Origin of the sequence: Micromonospora sp. LA-10 (assembly GCF_051853095.1) — a bacterium.
Lineage (GTDB): Bacteria > Actinomycetota > Actinomycetes > Mycobacteriales > Micromonosporaceae > Micromonospora > Micromonospora echinospora_A.
In genome coordinates this window covers 435,285-460,753 of record NZ_CP195710.1, presented here as the reverse complement: position 1 = coordinate 460,753, position 25,469 = coordinate 435,285, and the positions used below count along the sequence as shown (strand labels likewise).

The 25,469-nt window shown below is 75.0% G+C and carries 26 protein-coding genes; 12 read left to right on the top strand and 14 right to left on the bottom strand.

Annotated elements, in window-relative coordinates:
* The first annotated feature begins 232 nt into the window (after positions 1–232).
* The 5 genes from ACSDG8_RS02250 to ACSDG8_RS02230 all read left to right on the top strand — a co-directional run bounded on the left by ACSDG8_RS02250 (position 233) and on the right by ACSDG8_RS02230 (position 5,013).
* Complete coding sequence (locus ACSDG8_RS02250; protein WP_210899068.1) at positions 233–982, top strand: lytic polysaccharide monooxygenase; 750 nt, start codon at positions 233–235, stop codon at positions 980–982.
* On the top strand, positions 967–1,590 hold the full coding sequence (locus tag ACSDG8_RS02245) for a DUF305 domain-containing protein (protein WP_210943105.1): 624 nt from the start codon (positions 967–969) through the stop codon (positions 1,588–1,590). Before ACSDG8_RS02250 ends, ACSDG8_RS02245 begins: the two co-directional genes overlap by 16 nt.
* 312 nt (positions 1,591–1,902) lie before the next feature.
* Positions 1,903–3,492 (top strand): DHA2 family efflux MFS transporter permease subunit, encoded by a 1,590-nt coding sequence (locus ACSDG8_RS02240; protein ID WP_210899064.1) that lies wholly within the window; start codon positions 1,903–1,905, stop codon positions 3,490–3,492.
* A gap of 175 nt (positions 3,493–3,667) precedes the next feature.
* Positions 3,668–3,892: a hypothetical protein gene (locus ACSDG8_RS02235; protein WP_210899062.1), complete on the top strand. Its 225-nt coding sequence runs from the start codon at positions 3,668–3,670 to the stop codon at positions 3,890–3,892.
* Positions 3,893–3,927: 35 nt separating this feature from the next.
* The gene (locus ACSDG8_RS02230) at positions 3,928–5,013 is read left to right on the top strand and encodes a PIN domain-containing protein (protein ID WP_210899060.1); all 1,086 of its coding nucleotides are present in this window, start codon (positions 3,928–3,930) and stop codon (positions 5,011–5,013) included.
* 241 nt (positions 5,014–5,254) lie between these two features.
* Here ACSDG8_RS02230 and ACSDG8_RS02225 read toward each other — a convergent pair whose 3' ends face one another.
* Positions 5,255–6,517: a hypothetical protein gene (locus ACSDG8_RS02225; RefSeq protein WP_439427602.1), complete on the bottom strand. Its 1,263-nt coding sequence runs from the start codon at positions 6,515–6,517 to the stop codon at positions 5,255–5,257.
* 91 nt (positions 6,518–6,608) lie between these two features.
* On the opposite strand from ACSDG8_RS02225, the gene ACSDG8_RS02220 reads away from it, so the two are divergent.
* Both ACSDG8_RS02220 and ACSDG8_RS02215 read left to right on the top strand, forming a co-directional pair.
* Positions 6,609–7,082: a molybdenum cofactor biosysynthesis protein gene (locus tag ACSDG8_RS02220; protein WP_210899042.1), complete on the top strand. Its 474-nt coding sequence runs from the start codon at positions 6,609–6,611 to the stop codon at positions 7,080–7,082.
* A 153-nt stretch (positions 7,083–7,235) separates the two neighbouring features.
* Positions 7,236–7,802, top strand: a complete 567-nt coding sequence (locus ACSDG8_RS02215; RefSeq protein WP_439427601.1) for a sigma-70 family RNA polymerase sigma factor — start codon at positions 7,236–7,238, stop codon at positions 7,800–7,802.
* Between the two features lie 69 nt (positions 7,803–7,871).
* Here the strand turns inward: ACSDG8_RS02215 and ACSDG8_RS02210 are convergent, their stop codons facing one another.
* Together ACSDG8_RS02210 and ACSDG8_RS02205 are read right to left on the bottom strand one after the other, a co-directional pair.
* Positions 7,872–8,609, bottom strand: coding sequence for a zf-HC2 domain-containing protein (locus ACSDG8_RS02210; protein WP_210899040.1), 738 nt, complete (start codon positions 8,607–8,609; stop codon positions 7,872–7,874).
* A 49-nt stretch (positions 8,610–8,658) separates the two neighbouring features.
* Entirely contained in the window at positions 8,659–10,059 is a 1,401-nt protein-coding gene (locus ACSDG8_RS02205; protein ID WP_210899038.1) for an acyl-CoA synthetase, read from the bottom strand.
* Between the two features lie 112 nt (positions 10,060–10,171).
* On the opposite strand from ACSDG8_RS02205, the gene ACSDG8_RS02200 reads away from it, so the two are divergent.
* A complete protein-coding gene (locus ACSDG8_RS02200; protein ID WP_210899036.1) occupies positions 10,172–11,299 on the top strand; it encodes a CaiB/BaiF CoA transferase family protein in 1,128 nt (375 codons plus the stop codon).
* A gap of 22 nt (positions 11,300–11,321) precedes the next feature.
* On the opposite strand, the gene ACSDG8_RS02195 is transcribed toward ACSDG8_RS02200, so the two are convergent.
* Both ACSDG8_RS02195 and ACSDG8_RS02190 read right to left on the bottom strand, forming a co-directional pair.
* A complete protein-coding gene (locus ACSDG8_RS02195) occupies positions 11,322–11,738 on the bottom strand; it encodes an ASCH domain-containing protein (RefSeq protein WP_210899034.1) in 417 nt (138 codons plus the stop codon).
* Positions 11,739–11,811: 73 nt separating this feature from the next.
* Positions 11,812–12,690, bottom strand: coding sequence for an alpha/beta hydrolase family protein (locus ACSDG8_RS02190; RefSeq protein ID WP_210899031.1), 879 nt, complete (start codon positions 12,688–12,690; stop codon positions 11,812–11,814).
* Between the two features lie 108 nt (positions 12,691–12,798).
* On the opposite strand from ACSDG8_RS02190, the gene ACSDG8_RS02185 reads away from it, so the two are divergent.
* Entirely contained in the window at positions 12,799–13,335 is a 537-nt protein-coding gene (locus ACSDG8_RS02185; protein ID WP_210899029.1) for a GNAT family N-acetyltransferase, read from the top strand.
* 16 nt (positions 13,336–13,351) lie between these two features.
* Here the strand turns inward: ACSDG8_RS02185 and ACSDG8_RS02180 are convergent, their stop codons facing one another.
* The 3 genes from ACSDG8_RS02180 to ACSDG8_RS02170 all read right to left on the bottom strand — a co-directional run bounded on the left by ACSDG8_RS02180 (position 13,352) and on the right by ACSDG8_RS02170 (position 16,353).
* Complete coding sequence (locus tag ACSDG8_RS02180) at positions 13,352–14,944, bottom strand: ABC transporter permease (protein WP_210899027.1); 1,593 nt, start codon at positions 14,942–14,944, stop codon at positions 13,352–13,354.
* Positions 14,941–15,828: an ABC transporter ATP-binding protein gene (locus ACSDG8_RS02175; protein WP_439427600.1), complete on the bottom strand. Its 888-nt coding sequence runs from the start codon at positions 15,826–15,828 to the stop codon at positions 14,941–14,943. Before ACSDG8_RS02175 ends, ACSDG8_RS02180 begins: the two co-directional genes overlap by 4 nt.
* A gap of 108 nt (positions 15,829–15,936) precedes the next feature.
* Positions 15,937–16,353, bottom strand: a complete 417-nt coding sequence (locus ACSDG8_RS02170) for an MmcQ/YjbR family DNA-binding protein (protein WP_439427599.1) — start codon at positions 16,351–16,353, stop codon at positions 15,937–15,939.
* Positions 16,354–16,516: 163 nt separating this feature from the next.
* Between ACSDG8_RS02170 and ACSDG8_RS02165 the strand changes: the two genes are divergently transcribed.
* The 3 genes from ACSDG8_RS02165 to ACSDG8_RS02155 all read left to right on the top strand — a co-directional run bounded on the left by ACSDG8_RS02165 (position 16,517) and on the right by ACSDG8_RS02155 (position 19,926).
* Positions 16,517–17,632, top strand: a complete 1,116-nt coding sequence (locus ACSDG8_RS02165; RefSeq protein WP_210899023.1) for a WD40/YVTN/BNR-like repeat-containing protein — start codon at positions 16,517–16,519, stop codon at positions 17,630–17,632.
* Positions 17,629–17,925 carry a MoaD/ThiS family protein gene (locus ACSDG8_RS02160; RefSeq protein ID WP_210899021.1) on the top strand — a complete coding sequence of 99 codons (297 nt, stop codon included), beginning with the start codon at positions 17,629–17,631 and terminating at the stop codon, positions 17,923–17,925. The genes ACSDG8_RS02165 and ACSDG8_RS02160 overlap by 4 nt, the downstream gene beginning before the upstream one ends.
* A gap of 84 nt (positions 17,926–18,009) precedes the next feature.
* Positions 18,010–19,926 carry a beta-propeller domain-containing protein gene (locus ACSDG8_RS02155; RefSeq protein WP_439427598.1) on the top strand — a complete coding sequence of 639 codons (1,917 nt, stop codon included), beginning with the start codon at positions 18,010–18,012 and terminating at the stop codon, positions 19,924–19,926.
* 47 nt (positions 19,927–19,973) lie between these two features.
* On the opposite strand, the gene ACSDG8_RS02150 is transcribed toward ACSDG8_RS02155, so the two are convergent.
* The 6 genes from ACSDG8_RS02150 to ACSDG8_RS02125 form a co-directional block, all read right to left on the bottom strand.
* On the bottom strand, positions 19,974–20,588 hold the full coding sequence (locus tag ACSDG8_RS02150) for a hypothetical protein (protein ID WP_439427597.1): 615 nt from the start codon (positions 20,586–20,588) through the stop codon (positions 19,974–19,976).
* The gene (locus ACSDG8_RS02145; RefSeq protein ID WP_439427596.1) at positions 20,585–21,937 is read right to left on the bottom strand and encodes a hypothetical protein; all 1,353 of its coding nucleotides are present in this window, start codon (positions 21,935–21,937) and stop codon (positions 20,585–20,587) included. Before ACSDG8_RS02145 ends, ACSDG8_RS02150 begins: the two co-directional genes overlap by 4 nt.
* On the bottom strand, positions 21,934–22,731 hold the full coding sequence (locus ACSDG8_RS02140; RefSeq protein WP_439427595.1) for an ABC transporter ATP-binding protein: 798 nt from the start codon (positions 22,729–22,731) through the stop codon (positions 21,934–21,936). Before ACSDG8_RS02140 ends, ACSDG8_RS02145 begins: the two co-directional genes overlap by 4 nt.
* A 72-nt stretch (positions 22,732–22,803) precedes the next feature.
* Positions 22,804–23,619: a zf-HC2 domain-containing protein gene (locus ACSDG8_RS02135; protein ID WP_439427594.1), complete on the bottom strand. Its 816-nt coding sequence runs from the start codon at positions 23,617–23,619 to the stop codon at positions 22,804–22,806.
* Positions 23,616–24,200, bottom strand: a complete 585-nt coding sequence (locus ACSDG8_RS02130; RefSeq protein ID WP_210899010.1) for an RNA polymerase sigma factor — start codon at positions 24,198–24,200, stop codon at positions 23,616–23,618. Before ACSDG8_RS02130 ends, ACSDG8_RS02135 begins: the two co-directional genes overlap by 4 nt.
* Before the next feature lie 64 nt (positions 24,201–24,264).
* Entirely contained in the window at positions 24,265–25,431 is a 1,167-nt protein-coding gene (locus ACSDG8_RS02125; protein WP_439427593.1) for an SGNH/GDSL hydrolase family protein, read from the bottom strand.
* Positions 25,432–25,469: the final 38 nt, after the last annotated feature.

Here is a 25,469-nt window from a genome sequence, read left to right as displayed (position 1 = left end):
TCCGGGGAGTGGGACGACGAGGCGATGCCCGGTCTGCGTCGTCCTCCCGGAGCCGTGACGGCGGCGGGATGCCCAGGAACGACGATCGGCTCCGCGCGGCGAGCCATCGATGGAGATCATACGCCCGGCGCAGGGGAGTGCAGGGCTTAATTTATAGACAGGAGTCTTTACTGTTAACAATGTTTAATTTATGTTCGGGGCACCTTCCGTTCCCCCTGAAGGAGTTGCCACCATGCGCCGAAGAATCACCCTCCCGCTGCTCACCGCAGGCGCCGTGACCGGCACGCTGGCGCTCGCCGCACCCGCGCAGGCCCACGGCTACATCTCCTCGCCGCCCAGCCGCCAGGCGCTCTGCGCGCAGAACCGGGTGCCCGACTGCGGCCAGATCAAGTACGAGCCGCAGAGCGTCGAGGGCCCCAAGGGCCTGCGCAGCTGCAACGCCGGCATCGCCCAGTTCGCGGTCCTCAACGACGACAACCGCAACTGGCCGGCCACCTCGGTCGGCAGCACCGTCACGTTCACCTGGGTCAACACCGCCCGGCACGCCACCGCCAACTGGGAGTACTGGATCGGCGGCACCCGGGTCGCGGTGGTCGACGGCGGCGGCCGCCAGCCCGGCGCGACCGTGTCGCACTCGGTCAACCTGGGCGGCTTCTCCGGCCGGCAGAAGCTGCTCGCCATCTGGAACATCTCCGACACCGCCAACGCCTTCTACTCCTGCGTCGACCTGCAAATCGGCGGCGGTGGCGGCAACCCGACCCCGTCGCCCACCCCGACGGCGGCGCCGACCACCCCCGCCCCCTCACCCACCCCCACCCGGACCAGCACCCCGGCGCCGGGCGGCACGTGGACGGCCGGCCGGGCGTACCAGGTCGGTGACACGGTCACCTACGACGGCCGCAGCTACCGCTGCCGCCAGGCGCACACCGCCATCGCCGGCTGGGAGCCGCCGAACGTGCCGGCGCTGTGGCAGCAGATCTGAGCCCGCGTACCCGCGCGGCGGAGCCGGCCGGTCCCCGGCTCCGCCGCGCGTCCGCCGCCGCCGTGCTCGGCGTGGCGCTGGCCCTGACCGGGTGCGGCGGCCCGCCGGTCGCCGATCCGTCCCCGTCCGCCCCGGCCTCGGTCCCGGCCGGCGCGGACGCCACGGTCAGCGGGATCGACGCGCTGTTCCTGGCCATGATGGTGGCCCACACGGAGCAGACGCTGGAGATCGTCCGGCTCGGCCTCGACCGTGCCACCGACACGCGGATCCGCACGCTGATCGCCGCCGTGCGGGCCACCGAGACCGACGAGCTGGCCACCATGCGCGAGTGGCTGCGCGACGCCGGCCCGTCGGCCGCCGCCGCGGCCGCCCGGCACGACCACTCCGGGCACAGCGACGCCGCTGCCGGACTGGCCCGGCTGCGCGCCGCCGTGCCCGCCGATGCCGACCGGGTGCTGCTCGACGTGCTGAGCCGGCACCAGCGCACCGCGGCCGACCTGGCCCGCGCCCAGGTCACCGCCGGCACCGGCGATCGGGTACGCGAGCTGGCCCGCCGGATCGAGCGCTCCCGGACCGCCGAGATCGAACTGATGGGTCAGATGGGCTGAAACGGCGCGCCGGCATGGCCCCCGAGCTGCCCGGACGCGTGATGACCTTCGTCACGGTCGCCGGTGCGCCCAGGCGCTCGCCGAGCCGCACGAATCGGCGCGCAACCACCCTTTTCCGTGAGCCGCCGGCCCGCCGTCCGGGTGTGCGCCGGGTCGGCACGCCTCGTCCGTCGGCAAAACCCGCCGCGGCCTGTCGCCGGTCGTGGTTAGGCTTCCCGCCGGACGTCGCCCGCCGCGCGTTCCGCCCGCGCCCGGACGGCGCGTGGCGACCCCCGGCCTTCCCGCAGCCGAACCGGATCCAGGAGACCGTAAGTGACCCAGCAACCCGTCGCGACGTCGACAAAGCTCGACGCCGCGGTGCTCAAGGTGGCCGGCGTCGTCGTGCTCGGCGCGATCATGTCGATCCTCGACGTGACTGTCGTCAGCGTGGCGCTCCCGACGTTCCAGAGCGAGTTCGACGCCTCGTACGCGCGCGTCGCGTGGACCATGACGGGCTACACGCTCGCGCTGGCCACCGTGATCCCGCTCAGCGGCTGGGCCGCCGACCGGTTCGGCACGAAACGCCTCTACATGGTGGCGCTGGCGCTGTTCACCATCGGCTCCGGGCTCTGCGCCACGGCCGACTCGATCGGTGAGCTGATCGCCTGGCGTGTGGTCCAGGGCCTCGGCGGCGGCATGCTCATGCCGCTCGGCATGACGATCATGACCCGGGCCGCCGGTCCGCACCGCATCGGCCGCCTGATGGCCGTGCTCGGCATCCCGATGCTGCTCGGCCCGATCACCGGCCCGATCCTCGGCGGCTGGCTGATCGACGTCGCCAGCTGGCACTGGATCTTCCTGATCAACCTGCCGATCGGCGTGGTCGCGCTGATCTACGCCCAGCTCGCCCTGCCGAAGGACAACGCCGAGCCGTCCCAGTCGTTCGACTTCCTCGGCATGCTGATGCTCTCGCCGGGCCTGGCGCTGTTCCTGTACGGCATCTCCACGCTGCCGGAGACCGGCACGATCGCCGACACCAAGGTGTGGCTGCCGATGCTGGCCGGCGGCGCGCTCGTGGTCGCCTTCGTGGCCTACTCGTTCCGGCCCCGGCACCCGCTGCTCGACCTGCGGCTGTTCCGCAACCGCAACCTCACCATCGCCTCGATCACCATGTTCGTGTTCATCATCGCGTTCATGGGTGCCGGCCTGCTGTTCCCGAGCTACTTCCTGCAGGTACGCGGCGAGACGACGCTCGCGGCGGGCCTGCTGATCGCGCCGCAGGGCATCGGCGCCATGCTGACCATGCCGATCGCGGGCATGCTCGCCGACCGGGTGCCGGTCGGCCGGACGGTGCCCTTCGCGCTGGTGCTCATCGCAGCCGGGTTCTTCACCTTCACGCAGCTCGGCACCGACACCTCGTACTGGCTGCTCTGCGGCTCGCTGTTCGTGATGGGCCTCGGCATGGGCGGCACGATGATGCCGATTATGACCTCGGCGCTGAAGACACTCAGCGCCGCCGAGGTGGCGCGCGGCTCCACGCTGGTCAACATCCTCCAGCAGATCGGCGGATCGATCGGCGCCGCGATCATGTCGGTCATCCTCACCAGCGAGCTGAACGGCTCGCGGCCCATCCCGGGCGTGACCGACCCGGGCACCGGCGCTCCGCTCACCGAGTCCCAGCTCGCCATCGCCGCACAGCAGCGGCCCGAGCTGATCCAGCAGTTCCCGGTGCCGCCGTCGCTCATCGAGCGAGGGCTCGACTACGCCGCGGGCGCCTTCTCGACCACGTTCTGGGTCGCGTTCGGGCTGGTGCTGCTCACCTTCGTCCCGGCCGCCTTCCTGCCGCGCCGGCGCGAGCCGTCGCACCTGCTCGACGGCGAGACGGGCGAGGACAAGCGCCCGATGGCGGTGCCGATCCACTGACCGCCGCCGTGCACGGGGCCGGACGCCTGCGCGTCCGGCCCCGCGCCGTGCCGGCGCGCTGCCGCCCGCAGTGTCGGGTCGCCGGCCCGCCGTGCCGTGTCGGCGCGGCCAAGCCGCCACCCGGGCCGTGACGAGCGCCTACGATCGGCACAGGAGCAGGGGAGAGGCGGGCAGCGTGAGCGCAGACGACGCGCAGCGGTCGGCGCGACGGCGTAACCGCCTGCTGCTCGCGGGTCTGCTCGCCGTCGCCGGGATCATCCTGCTGCTGCTCGGCCTCACCGTCGCCACCGGCACGGTCGCCGGCGTCGAAGTGGTGCTGGCGCTGCTGCTCCTGGTCAGCAGCTACGCGATTCAGCGCCTGGCCCGCCGCGAGACCGTGTACCGCGACGAGCGGCGCTGACCGGCGCGGGGGCCCGGCCCGGCTAGGCTGCCAGTGTGGATCACGAAGACCGGATCGCGCTGTTCCTCGACTACGAAAACCTGGCCCTGGGCGTACGCGACCACCACGGTGGCGGTGCGTTCGACTTCCGGCCGATCGCCGACGCCCTCGCCGAGCGGGGGCGGGTGGTGGTGCGCCGGGCGTACGCGGACTGGTCGTACTTCGACGAGGACCGGCGGATGCTCACCCGTTCGCACGTCGAGCTGATCGAAATTCCGCAGCGCATGGGCGCCTCCCGTAAGAACGCCGCGGACATCAAGATGGCGGTGGACGCGGTCGAGCTGGCGTTCGAGCGCGGCTACATCTCCACGTTCGTGATCTGCACGGGCGACAGCGACTTCACGCCGCTGGTCCACAAGCTGCGCGAACTCAACAAGCGGGTGATCGGCGTCGGGGTGGAGAAGTCCACGTCGGCGTTGCTGCCGCCGGCCTGCGACGAGTTCCTCTACTACGACCGCCTCGAAGGCGTCGACGTACCGCCGCCGGCCGCCCGCCGGTCGCGTCCGGCCCGGACGGCGCCGCCCGGGCCGGTGGCGGAACCGGCGGCGGAGGCAGTGCCGGAGACGGCTGCGGCCGAGGAGGGGCGGGCCCGGGACGTCGACACGCTCGCCGTCCAGCTCGTGCAGACAGTGGCCGGCATGCAGGGCAGCTCGAGCGGCGACGTGACCGCCTCCGCGCTCAAGCGCGCGCTGCTGCGGAAGGACCCGACGTTCAGCGAGTCCGACTACGGCTTCCGTACCTTCGGCGAGCTGCTGCGCCACCTCGCCGCGCGCAACGTGGTGGAGTTGGCGGCTGGGCCGGCGAAGGGTGATCCGGAGGTGTCGCTTCCGGAACAGGGTGACCGGGACGTCGCGTTCGGGTTGCTGCGCTCAGTGGTGGTGGATCTGGCCGGCGAGGGCGGCGCGGTGGCGCTGTCCGGGCTGAAGGACCAGCTCCGGCGCGCCCGGCCCGACTTCAGCGAGAAGAAGCTCGGGTATCGCGGCTTCCTGCAGTTCTGCAAGGCAGCCGCGACGGGCGGCGCCGTGGAGCTGCGCTGGAGCCCCGAAGACGGCGACTACTTGCTGACCCCCCAAACCCCCTGACCCCCACCCGCCCCCGGCCCTCGGCCCCCGGCCCCCGACCCTCGGCCCTCGGCCCTCGGCCCTCGGCCCTCGGCCCCCGCGATCTTGCAGTTGCGGACCCCGCAAACGGAATGAATCCGGCATCAGTGGGGCGCCAAGTGCAAGATCGACGGCGAGGGAGTGCGCGCGGCGCGGCGAGGGACAGGGCGCGGCTGCGGTGAGCGGCGGGGCGAGGGAGCGCGGCGGAGGCTGAGCGGGTGGGTCAGGGGAGATCCGCGTCTGCCTCGACTGTTGCGCCGGAACGGGCGGCCGAGCCGAGGCGTAGGCCCAGCAGGTCCAGTAGGTCCAGCGTGTCCAGGAGGGTCGGCTCGGCTGATGCGGCGGTCGGGCTCGGTTCCGCGGTGGGATCGGGTTCGCCGGTCGGACCTGGATCAGGCGTCGGGCTCGCGCTCGGTGCTGCCGTCACCGGATCCGCGGGCGGGCCGGACGGTTCGGCCGGCGCAGGCGGACGGTCGCCGACGTGCGTTGACGGGGAACCGGCGACAGGTGGCGTGGTGGTGCGAATTCGATCATCCGACCGGGCCGCCGGGCCGGGCGGAGCCTCCGGTCGCTGCGTGGGCCGGGGCGCCGGGGGAGCCGACGGACCGATCGGAGTCGCCGCGGGCGGCGCTGAAGAGCGGGCCGGCGCGGGAGCGGTCGCCGGGTGGGTCGCGGTCCGGCCTGCCGGATCGGTCTGCCCGGCGGTCGCGGCCCAGGTGCCGGCGGAGGTGACGCCCAGCAGCACGGCGACCGCCGCGACGCCTGCTGCCGCCAGCCGCTGGGGGAGCGCCCGGTCGGCAGGGGCGTCCCAGGGCCCGAGCGGCCGAGGCGGCCGGGGCCGTGCGGCCCGGTGGGCGGACCACAGCGCCTCGACGTCGTCGACCACCGCCTTCCGGCTGCCGGTGGCGTCGGCGTGGGCCAGGGTGAGGTAGAACCGGGCGTTCGCCGCGCCCGGCGCCGGCACGCGCAGGCCCGCCGGTGTGCCGCCGTCGGCGTCGTGCAGCAGGGTGACCGGACGGCCGGGGTGGTGCCCGAGGCCGCGCAGACTCCGCAGGGGCCACTCCCGTCCGACGTCGGGCCCGGCGAAGGCGACCCGCCGGTCGGTCACCACTGCGGCGCCGCTGGCGACCACGCGCAGCCCGGCCGGTAGCGGGCCCTCGGCCGGGTCGAGGCAGCCGGCCAGCGTGCCGCCCGGCACTGACAGCCCGGGCAGGTGCCGGGCGGTGGCCTCGACCAGGTCGACGGTGGGCAGGATGCGGTAGACGACCTCGCCGTCGTCCAGTGGCACCGGCAGCGCGGTGCCCGGCAGGACGCATCCGCGGAAGTCGGCCGCTTCGATCCGCAGGCGGTCGAGGTGCTCCGCGCGCCGCCGCCAGGCCCGCGCCGCCGTCTCGTACGCCTGGCGCCGGCGCTCGTTCTCGCGCCGCGCCCAGGCCAGCCGCCGCCGGGGATGAGCCCCGATCGCGTCGGGTCGCCTCGCCGTCACACCTGGTACAACGCCCTGCGTACGGCACGGATACGTGAGCGCGGCTATCGTCCGGTTTGGCGATGGTATGCCCGCGATTACACTTCGGGGCATGCCGCGGATCGTCCAGTTGCTGGCCTCGCCCGTGCACCGGTACGTGGGCCGCCCCGCGGACGGACCCGCCCCCGCACCGCCTGGCGAACTGGTCGAGCGGGTGGAGGTGCGCGCCGGTCTCGGCATCGTCGGTGACCGCTACTTCGGCCGGCCGGCGCACCGCCAGGCGAGCGTCACGCTGATAGCGCGGGAGTCGCTGCCGCCCGGTGCGGACCTCACCCAGCTGCGGCGCAACGTGCTGACCGACGGCATCCCGGTGGACGAGCTGGTCGGCCGGGTGCTCACGCTCGACTCCGGCGACGGGCCCGTACGCCTGCGGGTGCACCGGGCCGCGCCGCCGTGCGCCTGGCTCGACGTGGTGGTCGCGCCCGGCACCTGGAAGGCGATGCGGCGCAGGGGTGGCGTGCGCTGCGCGCCGCTCACCGACGGCGTCCTTCGGGTCGGGCCGGTCACCGTCTCCGTGGACGACTGACCCGGTTCGGGAACTTTTCCCGGCCGCCGGCCGACCAACCGGTGGTCGCCGACTGTCAGGCCCGGTGGCAGGAGGGACGCCAGGGATGAACCGAGCGGGCTGCGGATCCGTACCGTCCGGCATGACCATGTCGGGCCCGCGGGCCGGCCGCCGATGAGCCCGGACGCCGACGACGAGCAGGTGACCGGGTGGGCCCGGCGCGCCGCCCGTGGCGACCGGCTGGCCGCTGCCGCGTTCGTCCGGGCCCTCCAGGCGCCGGTGTGGCGGTTCCTCGCCCACCTGGCCGGTCCGGCCGAGGCCGACGACCTGGCCCAGGAGACGTTCCTGCGCGCGCTGCGCAGCCTGCCCGGATTCGCGGGCCGGTCGTCGGCGCGTACCTGGGTCTTCACCATCGCCCGCCGGGTCGCGGTGGACCACGTGCGGGCGGCGACCGCGCGGCCCCGGACGGCGGCGCTGGCGGACTGGCAGGCCGCCGCCGAGGCGGCCGGTGCGGTGACCCGCGGCGGAGACGAGGGGGTGGTGTTGCGCGGGCTCATCGCGGCGCTCGCCCCGGACCGCCGGGAGGCGTTCGTGGCCACCCAGGTGCTGGGCCTGTCCTACGCGGAGGCCGCCGAGGTGTGCGGCTGCCCGGTCGGCACCATCCGGTCCCGGGTGGCCCGCGCCCGGGAGGACCTGGCCGCCGCCTGGTCCGGCGACGTCCGCGACCGCCGGGCCCGCTGACACCCGCGCGCCGTCACCGGCCGCCCGCGTCGCGCCGGCCCGGTGCCGCGGCACTCCGCGCGGCGCGCGTCAGGCGGCGCGCCGGTCGCGGGCCTGTGCGGGGTACGGGCCGGGGCGCACCAGCCGCAGCGGCGCCGGCGCGGCCGGTTCCTCGGTACGCAGCGCCCACCGCGATCCGCTCGACCGGCCCCGCCCGGGTGGCGTGTCGCCGGGGCGCCAGCCCGGCCGGGACAGCACCAGCATCACGGCCCAGCCGACGAGCAGGAAGCCGTGGCTGACCAGCCGGGTCATCGCGACCTGGCCGGTGATCAGGTCGTTCACCGACAGCAGCACCAGCGTGGCGACGAACGCGCTGAGCATCGGCAGCAGGCCGGACGGCGTGGACCGGCGTGCCGCCACGTAGAGGAACCCGGCGCCGACTGCGACGTTCCACGCCGCCGACTCGTGCCACAGGTGCTGGCCGGAGGCGTGCGCGTGCGCGACGACCGCCTCCCGGCCGATCTGGGCCAGGCCGAGCACGAGCTGCACCGCGCCGAGCAGCCCGAGCGCGCCGCGTAGTCCGAGCGCGATCCGGTGGCGACGGCTCGGCCGGGGCGGCGGCGCGGCGGCGAGCACCGCGTCGACCAGGTCGGGTACGCGCGGGGCGAGCTGCGTACGGGCCCGCCGGGTGACCGTCGCGGCCGAGTCGAACCAGCCCCGGCAGCCGGCGCAGCCGCTCAGGTGCGTCTCGGCCGCCTCGATCTCCGAGCGGGACGCCTCACCGTCCAGCTGTGCCGACAGGATCTCCCGCCACTGCTCACACGCCATGTAGGGATAGTCGTCGGGAGGGCCGCGCTGGTTCCCGGCGGGGTGCGGGTCACGCCTCGGTCAGGCGGGATTTCTGCACCTTGCCCATCGCGTTGCGGGGCAGCGCGCCGACCAGCCGCACCTGCCGGGGCCGCTTGTGCGCGGACAGGTGCCGTGCCACGAAGCCGATCAGCTCCGCCTCGGTCACGCCGTCGCCGACCACGTACGCGGTGACCTGCTGCCCCAGGTCGGCGTGGGGCGTGCCGACCACGGCCGCCTCCCGCACGCCCGGATGGGCCAGCAGCGCGTCCTCGACCTCGCCGGCCCCGATCCGGTACCCGCCGCTCTTGATCAGGTCTGTGGCGGCCCGGCCGACGATCCGGTGGGCGCCGTCCGGGTCGACAGTGGCGACGTCGCCGGTGCGGAACCAGCCGTCGGCGGTGCGGGTGGCCGCGTCGGCGTCCGGCCGGTTCAGGTAGCCGTCGAACAGCGTGCCGCCGCGTACCTGAAGCTCACCCATGGCGGCGCCGTCGGCTGGTAGCGGGTCGCCGTGCTCGTCCACCACCCGCGTGTGCACGCCGGGCAGCGGCACACCGACGGTGCCGGGCCGCCGGGGGCCGTCCGCCCGGGCGCTCACCGTGACCAGGGTCTCGGTCATGCCGTACCGCTCCAGCGGCCGGTGCCCGGTCAGCCCGGCCAGCGTCGCGAAGACCGGTTCGGGCAGCGCGGCGCTGCCGGACACGAGCAGCCGGGCGCCGCGCAGCGCCCGCGCCGCCGCCGGTTGCGCCGCGATCCGCGACCAGATCGTGGGTACGCCGAAGTACAGCGAACCGCCCGCCGCCGCGTACCGCTCGGGGTGGGGACGGCCGACGTGGCGCAGCCGGCTGCCGACGCGCAGCGGGCCGAGCACGCCGAGTACCAGCCCGTGCACGTGGAACAGCGGCAGTCCGTGCACCAGCAGGTCGTCCGGCGTCCAGGCCCAGGCGTCGGCGAGCCCGTCCAGGCAGGCGGCGACCGCGCGGCGGGACAGCACCGCGCCCTTGGGCGCACCGGTGGTGCCGGAGGTGTAGAGGATCAGCGCGGTGGCTGCCGGGTCGGGTTCGGGATGCCGGGTGTCCGAGCGCCGGGCCAGGTCCAGCGGCACGAGCGGCGGCGAGTCGGCGTCCCGGGTGCCCGGCGCCGCGAGCAGCAGTTCCGCGCCGGAGTCGCGCAGGATGTGGTCGCGTTCCATCGGGCCCGCGTCGGGCGGCACCGGCACCACCGCCGCGCCCGCGAGCAGCCCGCCAACCACGCCGACCACCGTTTCCAGGCTCGCCGTGGCGGGCACCGCGACCCGGGCCGCGCCGCGCAGGTCGTCGGCGACCGCGGCGGCGGCCCGGCGCAGCTCCACCCAGGACAGCGACCGGTCCTGCACCCGGATCGCGCCGGGGCGCTCGTCGGTGGCTTCGGCGAGCCGGCTGAGCAGCGGCACGGGCACCCCTTTCCCGGTACGTCCCCGACGTGACCGTAGCCGGGCGGGCCACCCCTGCCCGGTCCGCCGTCAGGAATGTGTCATCGTGGTCGGCGGCGAGGGAGGGGTCGGTATGTCGGGTCCGTTGCACGGGGTGCTGGTCGCCGACTTCTCCCGGATCCTCGCCGGGCCGTACGCGACGATGCTCCTGGCCGACCTCGGCGCGGACGTGGTGAAGGTGGAGTCGCCGGGCGGCGACGACACCCGCGGCTGGCGGCCCCCGGTGCGCGACGACGTCTCCACCTACTACCTGGCGGTCAACCGCAACAAGCGCTCGCTGGTGCTCGACCTGACCGCCCCCGGCGACCTGGCGCTGGCGCACCGGCTGGCCGACCGGGCCGACGTGCTGATCCAGAACTTCCGCCCGGGCGCGCTGCGCCGCTTCGGCCTCGACCACGACACGGTCACCGCCCGCAACGCCCGCCTGGTCTACGCCTCGATCAGCGGCTTCGGCGCCGCCGGGGGCGCCGACCTGCCCGGGTACGACCTGATGGTGCAGGCCGCTGCCGGGCTGATGAGCCTCACCGGGGACGCGGACGGCCCGCCCTACAAGGCCGGCGTGGCCGTGTTCGACGTGATCGCCGGGCTGCACGCGGCGGTCGGGATCCTGGCCGCCCTGCGGCACCGCGAGTCGACCGGGCGCGGCCAGCACGTCACAGTGGACCTGCTCTCCTCGGCGCTGTCCGGGCTGGTCAACCACACCAGCGCGCACGTCGCCGGGGCAGCGCAGCCGCACCGGATGGGCAACGCGCACCCGAGCATCGTGCCGTACGAGCCGCTGCCCACCGCCGACGGCGAACTGGTGGTGATCGCCGGCAACGACGCGCAGTTCCGTACCCTCTGCCGGGTGCTGGGCGTGCCGGAGCTGGCCGACGACGAGCGGTTCCGGCGCAACACCGACCGCGTCGCGCACCGCGACGAGCTGCGGCCGCTGCTGGTGGCGGCGCTGTCCCGGCGCGGCAGCGCGGAGTGGTTCGGCGAGCTGCGCGCGGCGGGCGTGCCGTGCAGCCCGATCAACTCCGTGGCCGAGGGGGTGGCGCTGGCGCAAGGGCTGGACCTGGAGCCGGTGGTGACGACCGGCGGGGTGCCGGGCATCCGGCATCCGATCGGCCTTTCCGACAGCCCGCCGCGCTACGAGCTGCCGCCGCCGGAGCTGGACGAGCACGGCGCGGAACTGCGCGCCTGGCTCGCCGCTTCCTGAGCCCGGCCCGCCGGGCCTGCGGTCAGAGCGTCTCGACCAGGCGGAAGCGTTCCAGCACGGCCGGGGTGTCGTCGTCGACGGTGAACGTAGGGTCACCGAGCCAGCCACGGTAGTCGTCGCCGTGCCAGAACCGCTCGTGGCCGGCGCGCCAGGCGGCCACCGACTCGTGGCCCTCGCCCTCGTCGCGCGCGTGGTCGAGGTCGACGTCGCCGAGGCGGGCGACACGAACCTCCACCAGCTCGATCACCGCCACCGGCCGGTTGTCGGAGTCGATCACCGCCGAGCGGGCGCCGACCGTCGGCAGCGGCTCACCGTCGATCTCGTAGTCCTGGAGCAGGCCGGTGGTGGTGGTCTTGCTCCCGTCGAGCACGGCGGCGACGAGCTTGTCGCGCAGCGGGCCGGGAAAGGCGAACTCGAACGTGGGCAGGTCGGCGTCCATGCCCGGCAGGCTAGCGGTCAGCGGCGGCGCGGCGCGCGGACAATTGGAGCCGGAGCCGGAGCCGACCGCCAGCTCAGCCGGCCGGCGGCAGCAGCCGGTCCAGCCAGTCCAGCAGCGCCCGCTCGTACTGCGGGCTGACGCTGTCCAGGTCCTCGGCCTCGCCGAGCGTGGGCGCGTGATCGCAGCCGGCGAGGCGGGTCACCGTCAGCTCGGCGTCGCGCGCCGCCCGCCGCCACACCGCGAGGCTGTCCTCGATCGGGATCCACGCGTCCGTCTCGCCGTAGCAGAGCAGCACCGGGCAGGTCAGCCGCGCCAGCACCGGCGCCGGGTCGTAGTCCATGTCGGTCCAGGTGCCGGGGGTGGCGGGCAGTTCCTCGGGCAGGAACGCCAGCGGGAACCACTGTCGCCGGGCCGCCGCGTCGATCGCCGCCTGCGCGACCGGGCGCGGCACGTCGCCGCGCTGGTAGCCCTCGGCCAGCCGGCGCAGCTCGGCCAGCTCGGCCAGGTCGGCCGGCCCGTAGCCGTTGCGGCGCAGCTGCTCGGCGGTGCCGTGGCGCATCTGGACCGCGGGGCTCACCGCGCTGCACCCGACCAGGGCCAGGAAGTCGACCGGATGCCGGGTGGCGGTCAGCGCCGCCGCCCACGCGCCCTGGCTGAAACCCCACAACCCGGCCGGGGCCGCCCCGATGTGCCGGCGCAGCTCGGTGAGCGCGGCGGCGGCGTCGCCGGCCTGGTCGGCAAGAGGCACGTCGTGCCCGTCGACGCGGGGGCGGCGGTCGTAGCGCAGCACCGCGATCCCGGCCGGAGGCAGCAGCCGGGCCAGGTGCGCGTACAGGAAGTAGGAACGCTGCTCGGCGTGCGAGCCGTGCAGCACCACCAGGCCGCCGCGTACCGGCCCGGCCGGCAGGTCCAGCACTCCCGGCAGGCCCGCCGCGCCGACTGTCGTCTCCATGCCGGGCAGTGAACCACCAGCCGTCCCGCCCGGTGGTCCCGGCCGCCGTCCGGAACACCCGCGTGCGTACGCTGACCAGGTACGTTGCCGCGACCGTGGAGAGCCGCCATGACCAGCCCCGCATCCCGTTCCGTCCGGGTCGCCACCCCCGACGACGTGGCCGCCCTCGTCGACCTGATCGAGTCGGCGTACCGGGGGGAGCGCAGCCGGCAGGGCTGGACCCACGAGGCGGACCTGCTGGCCGGGCAGCGCACCGACCCGGACATGGTCGCCTCGGCGGTCACCGCCCCGGACGGCGTGGTGCTGGTCGCCGAGCAGGACGGCGACCTGCTCGCCTGCTGCCAGCTGGAACGCCGCGACGACCACGTCTACTTCGGGATGTTCGCGGTCAGCCCCGGCCGGCAGGGCGGCGGCCTGGGCCGGGAGCTGCTGGCCGAGGCCGAGCGGTACGCGGCCGAGCAGTGGCACGCGGGTGAGATGCGGATGACCGTGATCGTGCAGCGCGACGACCTGATCGCCTGGTACGAGCGGCGCGGCTACGTCCGCACCGGCGAGCTGAGCCCGTTCCCGTACGGCGACGAACGCTTCGGCGTGCCGCTGCGGCCGGACCTGGCGTTCGAGACGTTGCGCAAGAAGCTCGGCTGACCGGCGGCCGCGACCGTCAGCCCGCCAGGTCACGGCGGCGGTAGGCCCAGCCGCCCAGTGCGGCCAGGGCGGACGCCGCCGCGAGCAGCACGCCCTGGGCGGTCCAGTTCGGCGTCGCGTCGGGCACGGCGGCGAGGTGCGTGTACGGCGACAGCGCGCCGATCCAGGCGGGCGCGCGCACGCTCTCGGACACCACGGTCAGCAGGAAGCCGCCCGCTGTGGGAAGCATCCCCAGCACGGTGACCAGCCGGGGCGCCGCGCCGACGGCGAGCGTGGCCGCCCCGGCGCCGAGCAACGCGAGCGGCAGCACGTTGAGTGTGCCCGCGAGGGCGGCGGTGAGAGGCAGGCCGGCGCCGACCAGGGCTGTGCCCAGCCAGGTCGCGAGACCGGCGGCGAGCGCCAGCATCACCACCCCGGCGGACGCGCTGCCCAGCTCGGCGGCGAGCAGCCGGACCCGGCTGACCGGACCGGCGCGCAGCATCGTGAGGCGGCCGGCGACCTCCGCCGCGACGAAGGCGTTCAGCCGCGCGGTGGCGAACGCGCCGATCGGCACCGTCAGCAGCGCGAACAGCGTGGCCACGTAACCCCGCACGTGGTCGAGCCCGCCGAAGCCCGCCCGGGCGGCGAGGTCGGCGAAGGCGGGGTTCTGCTCCAGGAAGCCGGTCAGCGACGTGGCGAGCACACCGATCAGCAGGAAGTAGGCGGCGACGCCGACGGTCCAGCCGGCGAGCGGACGCAGGGCGCGTCGCACCGCGAAGGCCGGCGCCGAGCCGAGCAGGGCGCGTCGCGGCGCCCGGCCGGCCGGTGCGCGCAGCAGTCCGGCGCCCACGTCGCGCCGGGCGCACAGGGCCAGCGCCGCCCCGGTCAGCAGGACGACGGCGGCCAGCGACACGAGCAGCGGCAGCCACCGGTCGTCGTGGTAGGGGCGGGTGAGCGCGAGCGGGCCGTACGGCGGAAGCCATCGGAGCCACGCCAGCGCCGGCCCGGAGTCGCCGGCCATTCGCGCGAGGAGGCCGGCCCCGAGCACGGCCAGGCCGCTGCCGGCCGCGCCCGCCCGGGTCGGCTGGACCTGCACGACGACGGCGCCGACCGCGACCGCGAACGCCCCGGCCGAGGCGAGCCCGGCGCCGTGCAGCAGCGCCCCCTGCCATGGCGTGCCGGCCGTCGTCAGCGCGGCCGCGAGCAGCGTTCCGGCCAGCGCCGACGTCGCCATCAGCGGCGCCAGGTGACGCCGCAGCGCCGCTGCGGGCGTCAGCCGGCCGGCGAGCAGCAGCGCCCACCGGCCGGCCTCCTCCTCGCCCCGGGTCAACCGGACGGTCGCCAGCAGGCTCCACACAGTGACCAGCACGGCCAGCACCATGCCGGTTCGCCACACGGTGAACCCGCCCGCGGTGTCCAGGGCGACGGGCTCGCCGAACAACGTGCGGATCGCGGGGTTGCGCGCCAGCGCCTCCAGACCGGAGGCGCCCATTCCCTCGCCGACGGTGCGCGCGTAGGTGCCCACCACGAGGACGGACATGCCGACGGTCACGCCGGTCACGACGAGGGCCGGCCGCCAGATCCCGCGAGCGGCGAGCAGACTGACCGCGGTGCCGGCCGTCCGCCTCACGCCTGCTCCCCGTAGTAGTCGAGGAAGATCTCCTCCAGGCTCGGCTCGCGCACCGTCAGCGCGCTGATGTCCGCGCCGGACAGGGCTCGCAGCGCGGCGGCGGGCGGGCCGGCGAGGGTGAAACGCAGCAGCCCGTCCCGCTCCTCGACCGCTTCGACGCCGGGCACACCGGCCAGATCCGGTGCGGGGCCGGTGAACCGTACCGTCACCTCGCCCCGGTGCAGCCGCCGCAGCTGCGGCACCGGGGCGATGTCCACGAGCCGGCCGGCCCGCAGGATCGCCACCCGGTCACAGACCGCCTCCACCTCGGCGAGCTGGTGCGAGCAGACCAGCACGCTCTGCCCGTTGTCCCGCGCCTCGCCGACCGCCCGGCGGAACTGAAGCTCCATCAGCGGATCCAGGCCGCTCGTCGGCTCGTCGAGCACGAGCAGCGGCGCCCGGGTGGCGAACGCGGCGACCAGGGCGACCTTCTGCCGGTTGCCGGTCGAGTAGGCGCCGGCCGGGCGGGACAGGTCGAGGGCGAACCGCTCGACGAGTTCGCCCCGGTAACGGGTGTCCACACCGGGACCGGTCGCGGCGAGCAGGTCGAGGATCTCCGCACCGGTGAGCTGCGGCCAGAGCGCCACGTCGGCCGGGACGTACGCCAGCCGCCGGTGCGCCTCGCGCACGTCCGCCGCGTCCGCCTCGAAGATCCGGGCCTCGCCCCGGGTGGGACGGGCGAGGCCGAGCAGCAACCGGATGGTGGTGGACTTGCCGGCGCCGTTCGGGCCGAGGAGGCCGACCACCTCACCGGCCTCGACGGTCAGATTCAGGCCGTCGAGAGCCACCAGGCGGCCATAGTGTTTGGTCAGGTCACGGGTGTGTACGGCGGGGCGGGCTCGCATCGCGCGGCTCCAGGGTCGGCGGGGCAACGATCGCCGACCAGGCTTCCCGGCACACCGCGACCACCGTACTGCTGACGCCTCGCCCCTGGGAAGCCCCGACGGCCGCCGTCACAGCTCCGGCGGCCGGTCGACGAGCGCCACCAGCTTCTTCGGGGCCAGCACGCAGTAGCTCTCGGTGAGCAGCTCGGCGACCTCGGTCCAGTCCGTGTCCGCGTCCAGCCGCAGGCCGACCACGTCGGCGGCCCAGTCCGGCTTGAAGAAGTGCGGCCCGGCCGCGAGCAGTCCGGCGATCTCGTCGCCGGGGGAGCGGAACGTCATCACGCAGACCGGCTCGTCGGTCGCCGCGGCCCGCGCGTACGCCGCCTGGTGGTCGGGGTCGACGGTGAGCACGTGCGCGAACGTGCGGCCGCGCACGCGCCACCGCACGCCCACCCAGGCCGGCTCCTCGTAGGCGTCGGGCAGGCTGAGGCAGACCGGGCGCAGGCGGTCGAGGTGCTCGGGCGGGACGTCTCCGGGACCGCTCATGCGCGCACGCTAGCCGCGGCCCCCGACATTCCCGCCGCACCGGCGTGGCGTCCGGCCGCCGGGTGTCCGGCGGAGAAATGTCACAGCCGGGGAGTACCACGTCGATGAGTTTCGGCGAGGCGCGCGGTCAGTGCAGGGAAGACACCTGGATGGAGGACGAGACATGAGCGGCGTACGGGTACTTGTCGGCACGCGCAAGGGCGCGTTCATTCTGACGTCGGACGGCAAGCGCGACGACTGGACGGTCGACGGGCCGCACTTCGGCGGATGGGAGATCTACCACCTCACAGGTTCACCTGTCGAACCGGACCGGCTCTACGCGTCCCAGTCCGGCGGCTGGTTCGGGCAGCTGATCCAGCGCTCGGACGACGGCGGCCGGAACTGGACGACAGTCGGCAACGACTTCGCCTACAGCGGCGAGGTGGGGCAGCACCTCTGGTACGACGGCACCCCGCGCCCGTGGGAGTTCAAGCGGATCTGGCACCTGGAGCCGTCCCGCCACGACCCCGACACCGTGTACGCGGGCGGTGAGGACGCCGCGCTCTACCTGTCCACCGACGGCGGGCAGAAGTGGTCCGAGCTGACCGCGCTGCGGCAGCACCCGACCGGCCCGTCCTGGCAGCCGGGCGCGGGCGGGATGTGCCTGCACACGATCATTCTCGACCCGGCCGACCGCGACCGGATCTACGTGGCGATCTCCGCGGCGGGCGCGTTCCGCAGCGACGACGGCGGCGCGAGCTGGCTGCCGATCAACAAGGGACTGCGCTCGGGGGAGATCCCCGACCAGGACTCCGAGGTGGGCCACTGCGTGCACCGCCTCGCCCAGCACCCGTCCCGGCCGGACACGCTGTTCATGCAGAAGCACTGGGACGTCATGCGTACCGACGACGCCGGCGGCAACTGGCGGGAGATCAGCGGCGACCTGCCGACGGACTTCGGCTTCCCGATCGCGGTGCACGCCCACGAGCCGGAGACGGTCTACGTGGTGCCGATCACCAGCGACTCGCTGCACTACCCGCCGGAGGGCAAGCTGCGCGTCTACCGCAGCCGCACCGGTGGCGAACACTGGGAGCCGCTGACCGAAGGGCTGCCGCAGTCGCACTGCTACGTCAACGTGCTGCGCGACGCGATGGCCGTCGACACGCTCGACCCCTGCGGCATCTACTTCGGCACCACCGGCGGTCAGGTCTACCACTCGGCCGACGGCGGCGACACCTGGGCGCCGATCGTGCGGGACCTGCCGGGCGTGCTCTCGGTCGAGGTCCAGGTGCTGCCGTGATCCGGGTGGTGTTACCGGCGCACCTGAAGAACCTGGCGCACGTCACCGGCGAGGTACGCGTCGAGGTGGCCGGGCCGCCCACCCAGCGGGAGGTGCTCGACGCGCTGGAGGCCGCGTACCCGATGCTGCTCGGCACGATCCGCGACCGGCACAGCGGGAAGCGCCGGCCGTTCGTCCGCTTCTACGCCTGCGAGCTGGACCTGTCGAACGAGTCACCGGACGAGCCGCTGCCCGAGGAGGTCGTCGCCGGCAAGGAGCCGTTCATCGTGCTCGGCGCGATGGCCGGCGGCTGAGCGCGTCCGGCCGGGAACCGTGCGCGCCGCGGCCACGTCTGACGGTTCATGACCTGTCGCAGATCCCGGACGATCGGATGGACGATGGCCGCCGCGCTGGCCCTCGGTGGCTGCACCGCCTCACCGCCGGCCGATCCGCCGCCCACCGGCCGGCCCGTTCCGGCCGGTGGGTTGCGGCTCGTGGCGTTCGACTCCTGCGACGAGGCGCTGCGGCAGATCCGGGCGGCCGCGCGGGCCGCGGTGGGACCGTGGGGTCTCGGGCCGGGCCACGACCTGCTCCGGTACAGCGCGGAGTCCGGGGCCGACGGCGGCGCCCTGAAGGCGGCCGGGCCGGCGTCCACGCCGGACTTCTCCGGCACGAACGTGCACGAGGCCGGTGTGGACGAACCGGATCTGGTCAAGACCGACGGCCGGCGCATCGTCACGTACGGCCGGGGCGTGCTGTCGGTCGTCGACCCGGCGACCCGCCGGCAGACCGGCCGGCTGGCGCTCGACCCGGCCGCCGGGCGGTTCTCCGGCAAGGAGGGCAACCTGCTGCTGCACGGGGACCGCGCGCTCGTGCTGCTGCACGCCGGAATGGTCCCCAAGTCCGCCGTGCCCGGCCGGCGTCCCGCACCCGGCGCGGTCGCGCAGGCCCGGCTGGTCCTGGTCGACCTCGCCGCGGCGCCGCGCGTCGTCGGCGAGTACTGGATCGACGGCCGGACGGTCGACGCCCGGCAGGTCGGCGCGACCGCCCGCATCGTGATCAGTTCCGGGCACCGGCTCGACTTTCCGCAGCCCTCCGGGAAGCGTACCGACGCGCAGCGGATCGCCGCGAACCGCGCGGTCGTCGACAAGGCCACGCTCGACGACTGGCTGCCCCGGTACGAGATCCGCGACAGCGTCCGCACGGTCGGCAGTGGCCGGGTCGGCTGCGACCGGGTGAGCCGGCCGGCCGGCTTCTCCGCCGCCTCGACGCTCACCGTGCTCAGCTTCGACCTGGCCGCGCCCACGCTCGGCGCCGGTGACCCGGTCACCGTGTTCGCGGACGGCGACACCGTGTACAGCAACGGTCAACGCCTCTACATCGCCAACGACCAGCGCTGGCGAACGTGGCACGCCGCGTCACCCGAGGCGCGCGAGGTCAGCACCGAGATCTACCAGTTCGACACCGCCGCGGGCACGCCGCGCTACGTCGCCGCCGGATCGGTGCCCGGCTGGCTGATCGACCAGTACGCGCTGTCCGAGTGGGACGGTCACCTGCGGGTGGCCACCACCACCGGCGACAGATGGGGGCGGCGGGGGAACGCCTCGCAGTCCGGCGTGTACGTGCTGCGCGCCGACGGTCCCGCGCTCAAGCGGGTCGGCGCGGTCACCGGCCTCGGCAAGGGCGAGCGGATCTACGCGGTGCGGTTCGTCGGCGGCACCGGGTACGTGGTGACGTTCCGGGAGACCGACCCGCTGTACGGCGTGGACCTGCGGGACCCGGCCGCGCCCCGGGTCACCGGCGAACTGAAGATCAACGGCTATTCGGCGTACCTGCATCCGGCCGGCGACGGCCGCCTGATCGGGGTCGGTCAGGACGCGACCGACCGGGGACGGGTGACCGGCACCCAGGTGTCGCTGTTCGACGTCGCCGACCCGGCCCGGCCCACCCGGATCGCCCAGCACCACGTCGAAGGCGGCTGGTCCGAGGCGGAGCACGACCCGCACGCGTTCCTCTACTGGCCGCCGGAGCGGCTGTTGGTGATTCCGGTACGGCAGCCGGGGGTGGTCACCGACCGCGCCGACGGCACGAAGCGCCCGCCGTCCGGCGGCGTGCTGGCGTTGCGGGTCGGCGACAAGGGCTTCACGGTGGCCGGCGCGGTGGACCATCCGGGGAGCCTGGCCGACGGCGGCGAGTGGGCGCCGATCCGCCGCTCCCTGATGATCGACGGCGTGCTCTGGACCGTCTCCGACGCCGGTCTCAAGGCGACCGCCCTGTCCGGCATGACCAGCCTGGCCTGGGTGCCGCTGACCTGACGTCGGCCGGGCCCCGCCGCGCGGTGTGCGCGACGAGGCCCGGCACGTCACTGTTCCAGCGCCGCCTCGGCCGCCGCGACCTGCGGTCCCACCCGCAGCGCGTACGCGACGACGCCGCCGAGGAGGAACGTCGAGGCGGTGACCGCGGCGATCCGGTTGCCCGGCTCCTGGGCCATCCACAGCGCCACCTGCCGCCATTCCGGTCCGCCCGGCGCGGCCAGGAACGCGCCCAGCGCGGCCCAGGCGGTCGGCACCTGCCAGGCGGCCCGCGCGCCGGCGAGCGCGGCCCCGAGTCCGACCAGCCCGATCAGGCCGGCCGTGTTGCGGGCCAGCACGGACAGCGGCCCGAAGTCGGCGTCGAGGGCGCGGGCGGCGGCCAGCAGCCCGACCACCACCGCGCCGTACCCGATCAGGTGCCCGGCCCGGCGCGGCGCCCACTGCCACGCGGCGGTCTTCTCCAGCGCCGGGTCGGTGCCGGCGAGCGTCGGCCCGAGCGGCGCGACCGCCATCGCGGTGGTGAGCACGGCGAGCCCGGCCGGCACCTCGGGGCGGTCGGTGAAGGCGGCCCAGGCCACGGCCATCACAGCGACGGCGACCGCTGACCCGGCCAGGGCGGCGGGTATCCGGCGGGACCGCACGTACAGCGGCAGCCAGTGGGTCACGGCGCGGCCCGTCCGGTGAGCGCCGGCATCAGGTCCGGCTCGCACCGCGCGGCCGCGTCCCGCAGCGCGGTGACCCGCCGCAACTGCTCCGGCTCGGGCAGCGTGCGCAGTTGCCGCACCCCGTCCCGGATCTCCGGCTGCTGCGTGTCGGTGTGCCGGTACCCGGTCCAGGAGTCCCACAGCCGCACCGTCTCGGCGTCCAGCAGCCAGGCGGCGGCGATCGCCGGGGCGATGTCGTCGCCGCTGCGCCCGCAGCCGTACCACGTGGTGCCGCCGCCCAGCGCGACGCGTTCGGCCACGTCGGCGGCCCGTCCGGTGTCCGGGTCGACCTCCAGGAGGAACTGCACGGTGCCGGGTACGGGCTTGGGCCGGTGCCACTGCTCGCTGTCATTGCTGCCGATGGTGTCCAGCCGTAGTTCCACCGCGCGGGTCGGCGCGTCCGGCAGCTTCGCCAGCGCGCGCAGCCCTCGGCGGGCCTCGGGAGTGATCTGGGGCAGCAGATGCGCGTTGACGGCGGTGACGCACACCTGCGGCGTGCCCTCGGCGCAGACGTAGCGGCGTGCTCCCGGGTCGAGCTGCCAGATGCCGGCGGGACCGGGCACGCCGATCAGCAGGAGACCCGCCACGCCACCGGCGAGGCTCGCCGCCGCGCCGGCCCGCACCTGCCACGACCGGCCCGCCGCCAGCAGCAGCCCGGCGAGTACCAGCCCGGCCCCCAGCGCGAGGCGGCTGAGCAGCAGCCGGTCGGACAGCGTCTCCCACGGCGTGTCCGGCGGCCAGGAGATCATGAGGGAGGCGTTCGTGAGCCGGCTGTCGCCCGTACCGCCGAGCATGGCGGTGCCCTCCTGCGCCACCAGGGCGGCGGCGGCCAGCAGCGGCGGCAGCAGCGGCGAGGACCACAGCCGCCCCACCGCCACGCCCACCCAGGCCGCGCCCACCAGCACCAGCACGTCGACCAGGGGTCCGGCGAGTCCGCGTACGCCGAGGTAGGCGCCGTCGGTGGCGACCACCGCGGCGCTGGCGGCAACCACGAGCAGGTGCGCGGACCCGACGGCGATGCCGAGCGCCGTCATCGCCGGCAGCGCGCGCTGCCAGCGTGGCCGGCCGGTGCTGTTCATCAGATCATCGGCGCGGGTACGCCGGTCCCGGCGCCCCAGCACCGCGCCACCGGCCAGCGCGAGCGGCACCAGGAGGAACATGTCGGAGGCGTGCACGTAGCCCAGCCGCAGCCACTGTCCCTGCCAGAAGCTGTACATGCTGGCGGTGCCGAGGACGCCGATGGCCAGCAGCAGCACCGCCACGACCGGCGCGTTGGAGCGGCGCAGTTCGACGCGTACCTGTCGGATCATGAGGCGCTCCGGTGCTGCTGGAGGAGATTCGAGTAGCCGCGCTCGGCGGCGCTGTCGCCGACGCCGCCGGTCTCGCCGTGGCGGACCAGGTCGGCGGGCAGGCCCTGGAACACGCGGGTGCCGTGGTCCATCAGGATGACGTCGGAGCAGGCCGCGACCACGTCCTCCACCAGGTGGGTGGAGACCAGCACGCAGGCGTCCGCGCCGAGTTCGCGGATCAGCTCGCGGAACTCGACCCGCTGTTCCGGGTCCAGCCCGACAGTCGGTTCGTCGAGCAGCAGCAGGTCCGGTTCGTTGACGATCGCCTGGGCGATGCCGGCGCGGCGCAGCATGCCGCCGGACAGCGACTTGAGCTTGGCGTCGGCCCGGTCGGTGAGGCGTACCCGGTCGATGGCCCGCTGGGCGGCGGCCGGCACCGCCGAGGCGGGCATCTCCCGCAGCCAGGCCACGTACTCGACGTACTCGCGGACGGTGAACCGGGGGTAGTAGCCGAACTGCTGCGGCAGGTAGCCGAGCCGGCGGCGCACCGGCCGCAGCTCCCGGGACGCGGTGGCGTCCGCGCCGAGCAGCCGCAGCACGCCGGCGTGCGGCTTGACCACTGTGGCGAGCGCGCGCATCAGCGTGCTCTTGCCGGCGCCGTTCGGGCCGAGCAGCCCGTGCACGCCGGCGCCGAGCGTCAGGCCGAGGTTGTCGACGGCCAGGTGCCGTCCGGCCTTCACCGACAGTCCCACCGCCTCGATCCGCCAGGCGTGCCGGGTCGGCGCCACCTCGTCGGCGCTCACTGCGCGTACCAATGTCTTCTCCTTCTCGGGCACGGTCGGTCGCGGCGCCGGACGGGCGCCGTGTGTTGTTCGTGGGGTGCGGGGTCAGCGCCAGCCGGGTCGTCGCAGGTCCTCGGCGCGCAGCACGGCCAGCACGGTGAGCACGGCGGCGGCCGCCGCCCAGGCGGGCATGGTGGCGGGCCGGAGCAGGGCCTCGGTGACGGCGGCGGCGCGGGCCGCGTCGGCGTCGCCGGTGAACGACGCGGCGGTGACCGCGCTCAGCCAGCCGCCGCCGAGGACGGCGGCGGCCAGCGGCACGCCGACGCGGCTGCCGAGCAGCAGCGTCGCCGCGGTGAACGTCAGGCACGGCAGCAGCCACAGCGCGGGGTTGCGGCCGACCGCCAGCCCGGCCACCGCGAGCACTGGCGCGACCAGGAGCAGAACCGCGAGGGTACGGCGCAGCAGCAGTTCCAGCCCGGCGCGGGCGGTGCCGGCGACCACCTCCCAGTTCGGGTTGGCGCGGCGGGACCAGGCCACCGCGAGCCCGGCGAGCGGCGCGACCGGCGCGAGCAGCAGCACCGCCGAGGGCTGGTCCGGGTAGTTGCGGTCCAGCAGCACCGCGGCGAGGATCGCCGTGCACGTCATCGCCGCCCAGGCCAGCAGCGACCAGTCGGTCCAGCGCAGCCACCATTGCCGCAGCGGCCGCCGGGGCGCCGGTCGCGGGCCGGTGCGGGCCTGTTCCAGGATCGCCTCGCGGGCGTCGCCGAGCAGCGCCCGCAGCGGCGGCGCGGCCAGCTCGCCGAGCCGGTCGCGGCACTCGGCGCAGCCCTCCAGGTGCACCTCTACCGTCCAGGCGGTGGCGTCGTCGGGGCTGCCCGCGGCGTACGCGGCCAGTGCCGACGGGGGTACGTGAGCGGTCATGCCAGTGCCTCCCGTAGCGCGTTGCGGGCACGCCGCGCCCGGCTCTTCACGGTGCCTTCCGGCACTCCCAGCAGGACCGACGTCTCCCGGACGGTCAGCCCGTCCAGGACCATCGCGGCCAGCACCGCCCGCAGCTCCGGTGCGAGGGCGTCGAGCGCGGCGCCCACCTCCGAGCCGAACGACCCGGCGAGCGCCTCGTCCTCGGCGGCGGGCGCGCTGCGGACCGGCAGCACGTCGGTCGGCACCTCCTGGACGCGGGCGCGGCGGCGCAGCGCGTCGACCAGGCGCCGGGCCGCGATGGTCCAGATCCAGCCGGCTGCCGAGCCGCCCGGCGCGTCCGATCCACCGGAGCGCCGGATGCCGGCGAACGAGCCGGCGGCCCGCCACACCGTGAGGTACGTGTCCTGGAGGACCTCGGCGACGATGCCGTCGTCCGCGCAGCGCCGCCGCAGCCGGATCGCGAGCCACGGCGACGTACGCCGGTACAGCTCGTCGAACGCGTCCAGGTCGGCGCGCGCGACCCGCCGCAGCAGCCGCTCCTCGTCCTGTTGGCTTCCTCCCACGCCTAGATGGTCGTTCACGGCCCCTCCGACGGATCACGGCGCGGCGTGACCTGGGTCACACCGCGCCGCGGGTAGGCGTCCGTCACTGCGCTGCGGCGAACGGTCCCTTCGGCCCGAACGCCAGCGCGGCGAACCGCTCGCCGATGCGGCGGTCGGCGGCCGGGTCGGGGTGCAGCTCGTCGGGCAGCGGCAGCTCGGCGTAGTCGGCCTCGCCGTACAGCTCCAGCCCGTCGAGGTAGTGCAGGTTCGGGTCCGCGTCGGCGCGGGATGCCACGATCCGGGCCAGCTCGGCGCGGATGACGCGCAGCGTGAGCCGGCCGGACGCCACCTCGGCCGGGTCGCCGGTGGCCCGGAACCGCACCCTGCCGTCGACGAACTCGACAGCGCCCGGGCCGGGCGTGTCCTCCTGGATCGGGCACAGGATCGACGACACGACCAGCAGCGGGGTGCGCGGGTGTCCCTCCCGGACGGTGTCCAGGAAGCCGTGCACGGCCGGGCCGAACGCGCGCAGCCGCATCAGGTCGGCGTTCACCACGTTGATACCGATCTTGACGCTGATCAGGTCGGCCGGGGTGTCGCGCATCGCGCGGGCGGTGAACGGGTCGAGCAGCGCGCTGCCGCTGAACCCGAGGTTGACCAGCTCCACGCCGGCCAGCTCGGCGGCCACCGCCGGCCAGGTGCCGGTGGGGCTCTCCGCGTCCGAGCCGTGGCTGATCGAGCTGCCGTGGTGCAGCCACACCCGGCGGCCACTCGTGTCGGCCGGCTCGACCGGCGCGTCCGTGCGCAGCGCCACCAGCTCGGTGATCTCCCGCTGCGGCAGCCAGATCACCACCTCCTTGTCGGTGGCGGGCAGGTCGGTGAAGCGCACCGTGGCGACCGGGCCGGGCTCGATGCCGGACGTGCCGGTGGCCAGGTCGATGGTGAGCACCTTGCCGCCACCGGCGGTGGCCTGACCGGCGAGGCGGCCGTCGACGACCAGGTCGTAGCGGCCGTCGGGACGCGGCCCGGTGCCCCGGTAGACCATCTTCATGGGCAGCACGTCCAGCTCGACGGTGGTGGCACGGGTGCGGAACACCAGCCGTACGCCCGAGGGCATCGCCTCGGCCATCGCCAGCTGCGGGTCGATGTTCTGCGCCCGGGCCCCCGCGGGCAGCCGGTGCGGCAGCACCCCGTCCGCTGTGTGTTCCAGGTCGAGCGCGCCGCGCAGCAGGTCGGTGGTGATCGGAGTGGTGATGTGCGGGGATGCCATGATCCCGATCCTGCCCCCGGATCCGGAGGGCGGCCACC

What these genes read in the sequence shown, in the direction of transcription:
- ACSDG8_RS02250 (WP_210899068.1), top strand. Translation starts at nt 233, where the DNA reads ATGCGCCGAAGAATCACCCTCCCGCTGCTCACCGCAGGCGCCGTGACC.
- ACSDG8_RS02220 (WP_210899042.1), top strand. Translation starts at nt 6,609, where the DNA reads ATGCCGCGGATCGTCCAGTTGCTGGCCTCGCCCGTGCACCGGTACGTG.
- ACSDG8_RS02215 (WP_439427601.1), top strand. Translation starts at nt 7,236, where the DNA reads ATGAGCCCGGACGCCGACGACGAGCAGGTGACCGGGTGGGCCCGGCGC.
- ACSDG8_RS02210 (WP_210899040.1), bottom strand. Translation starts at nt 8,609, where the DNA reads ATGGCGTGTGAGCAGTGGCGGGAGATCCTGTCGGCACAGCTGGACGGT.
- ACSDG8_RS02200 (WP_210899036.1), top strand. Translation starts at nt 10,172, where the DNA reads ATGTCGGGTCCGTTGCACGGGGTGCTGGTCGCCGACTTCTCCCGGATC.
- ACSDG8_RS02195 (WP_210899034.1), bottom strand. Translation starts at nt 11,738, where the DNA reads ATGGACGCCGACCTGCCCACGTTCGAGTTCGCCTTTCCCGGCCCGCTG.
- ACSDG8_RS02190 (WP_210899031.1), bottom strand. Translation starts at nt 12,690, where the DNA reads ATGGAGACGACAGTCGGCGCGGCGGGCCTGCCGGGAGTGCTGGACCTG.
- ACSDG8_RS02185 (WP_210899029.1), top strand. Translation starts at nt 12,799, where the DNA reads ATGACCAGCCCCGCATCCCGTTCCGTCCGGGTCGCCACCCCCGACGAC.
- ACSDG8_RS02175 (WP_439427600.1), bottom strand. Translation starts at nt 15,828, where the DNA reads ATGCGAGCCCGCCCCGCCGTACACACCCGTGACCTGACCAAACACTAT.
- ACSDG8_RS02170 (WP_439427599.1), bottom strand. Translation starts at nt 16,353, where the DNA reads ATGAGCGGTCCCGGAGACGTCCCGCCCGAGCACCTCGACCGCCTGCGC.
- ACSDG8_RS02165 (WP_210899023.1), top strand. Translation starts at nt 16,517, where the DNA reads ATGAGCGGCGTACGGGTACTTGTCGGCACGCGCAAGGGCGCGTTCATT.
- ACSDG8_RS02155 (WP_439427598.1), top strand. Translation starts at nt 18,010, where the DNA reads ATGGCCGCCGCGCTGGCCCTCGGTGGCTGCACCGCCTCACCGCCGGCC.
- ACSDG8_RS02145 (WP_439427596.1), bottom strand. Translation starts at nt 21,937, where the DNA reads ATGATCCGACAGGTACGCGTCGAACTGCGCCGCTCCAACGCGCCGGTC.
- ACSDG8_RS02135 (WP_439427594.1), bottom strand. Translation starts at nt 23,619, where the DNA reads ATGACCGCTCACGTACCCCCGTCGGCACTGGCCGCGTACGCCGCGGGC.
- ACSDG8_RS02125 (WP_439427593.1), bottom strand. Translation starts at nt 25,431, where the DNA reads ATGGCATCCCCGCACATCACCACTCCGATCACCACCGACCTGCTGCGC.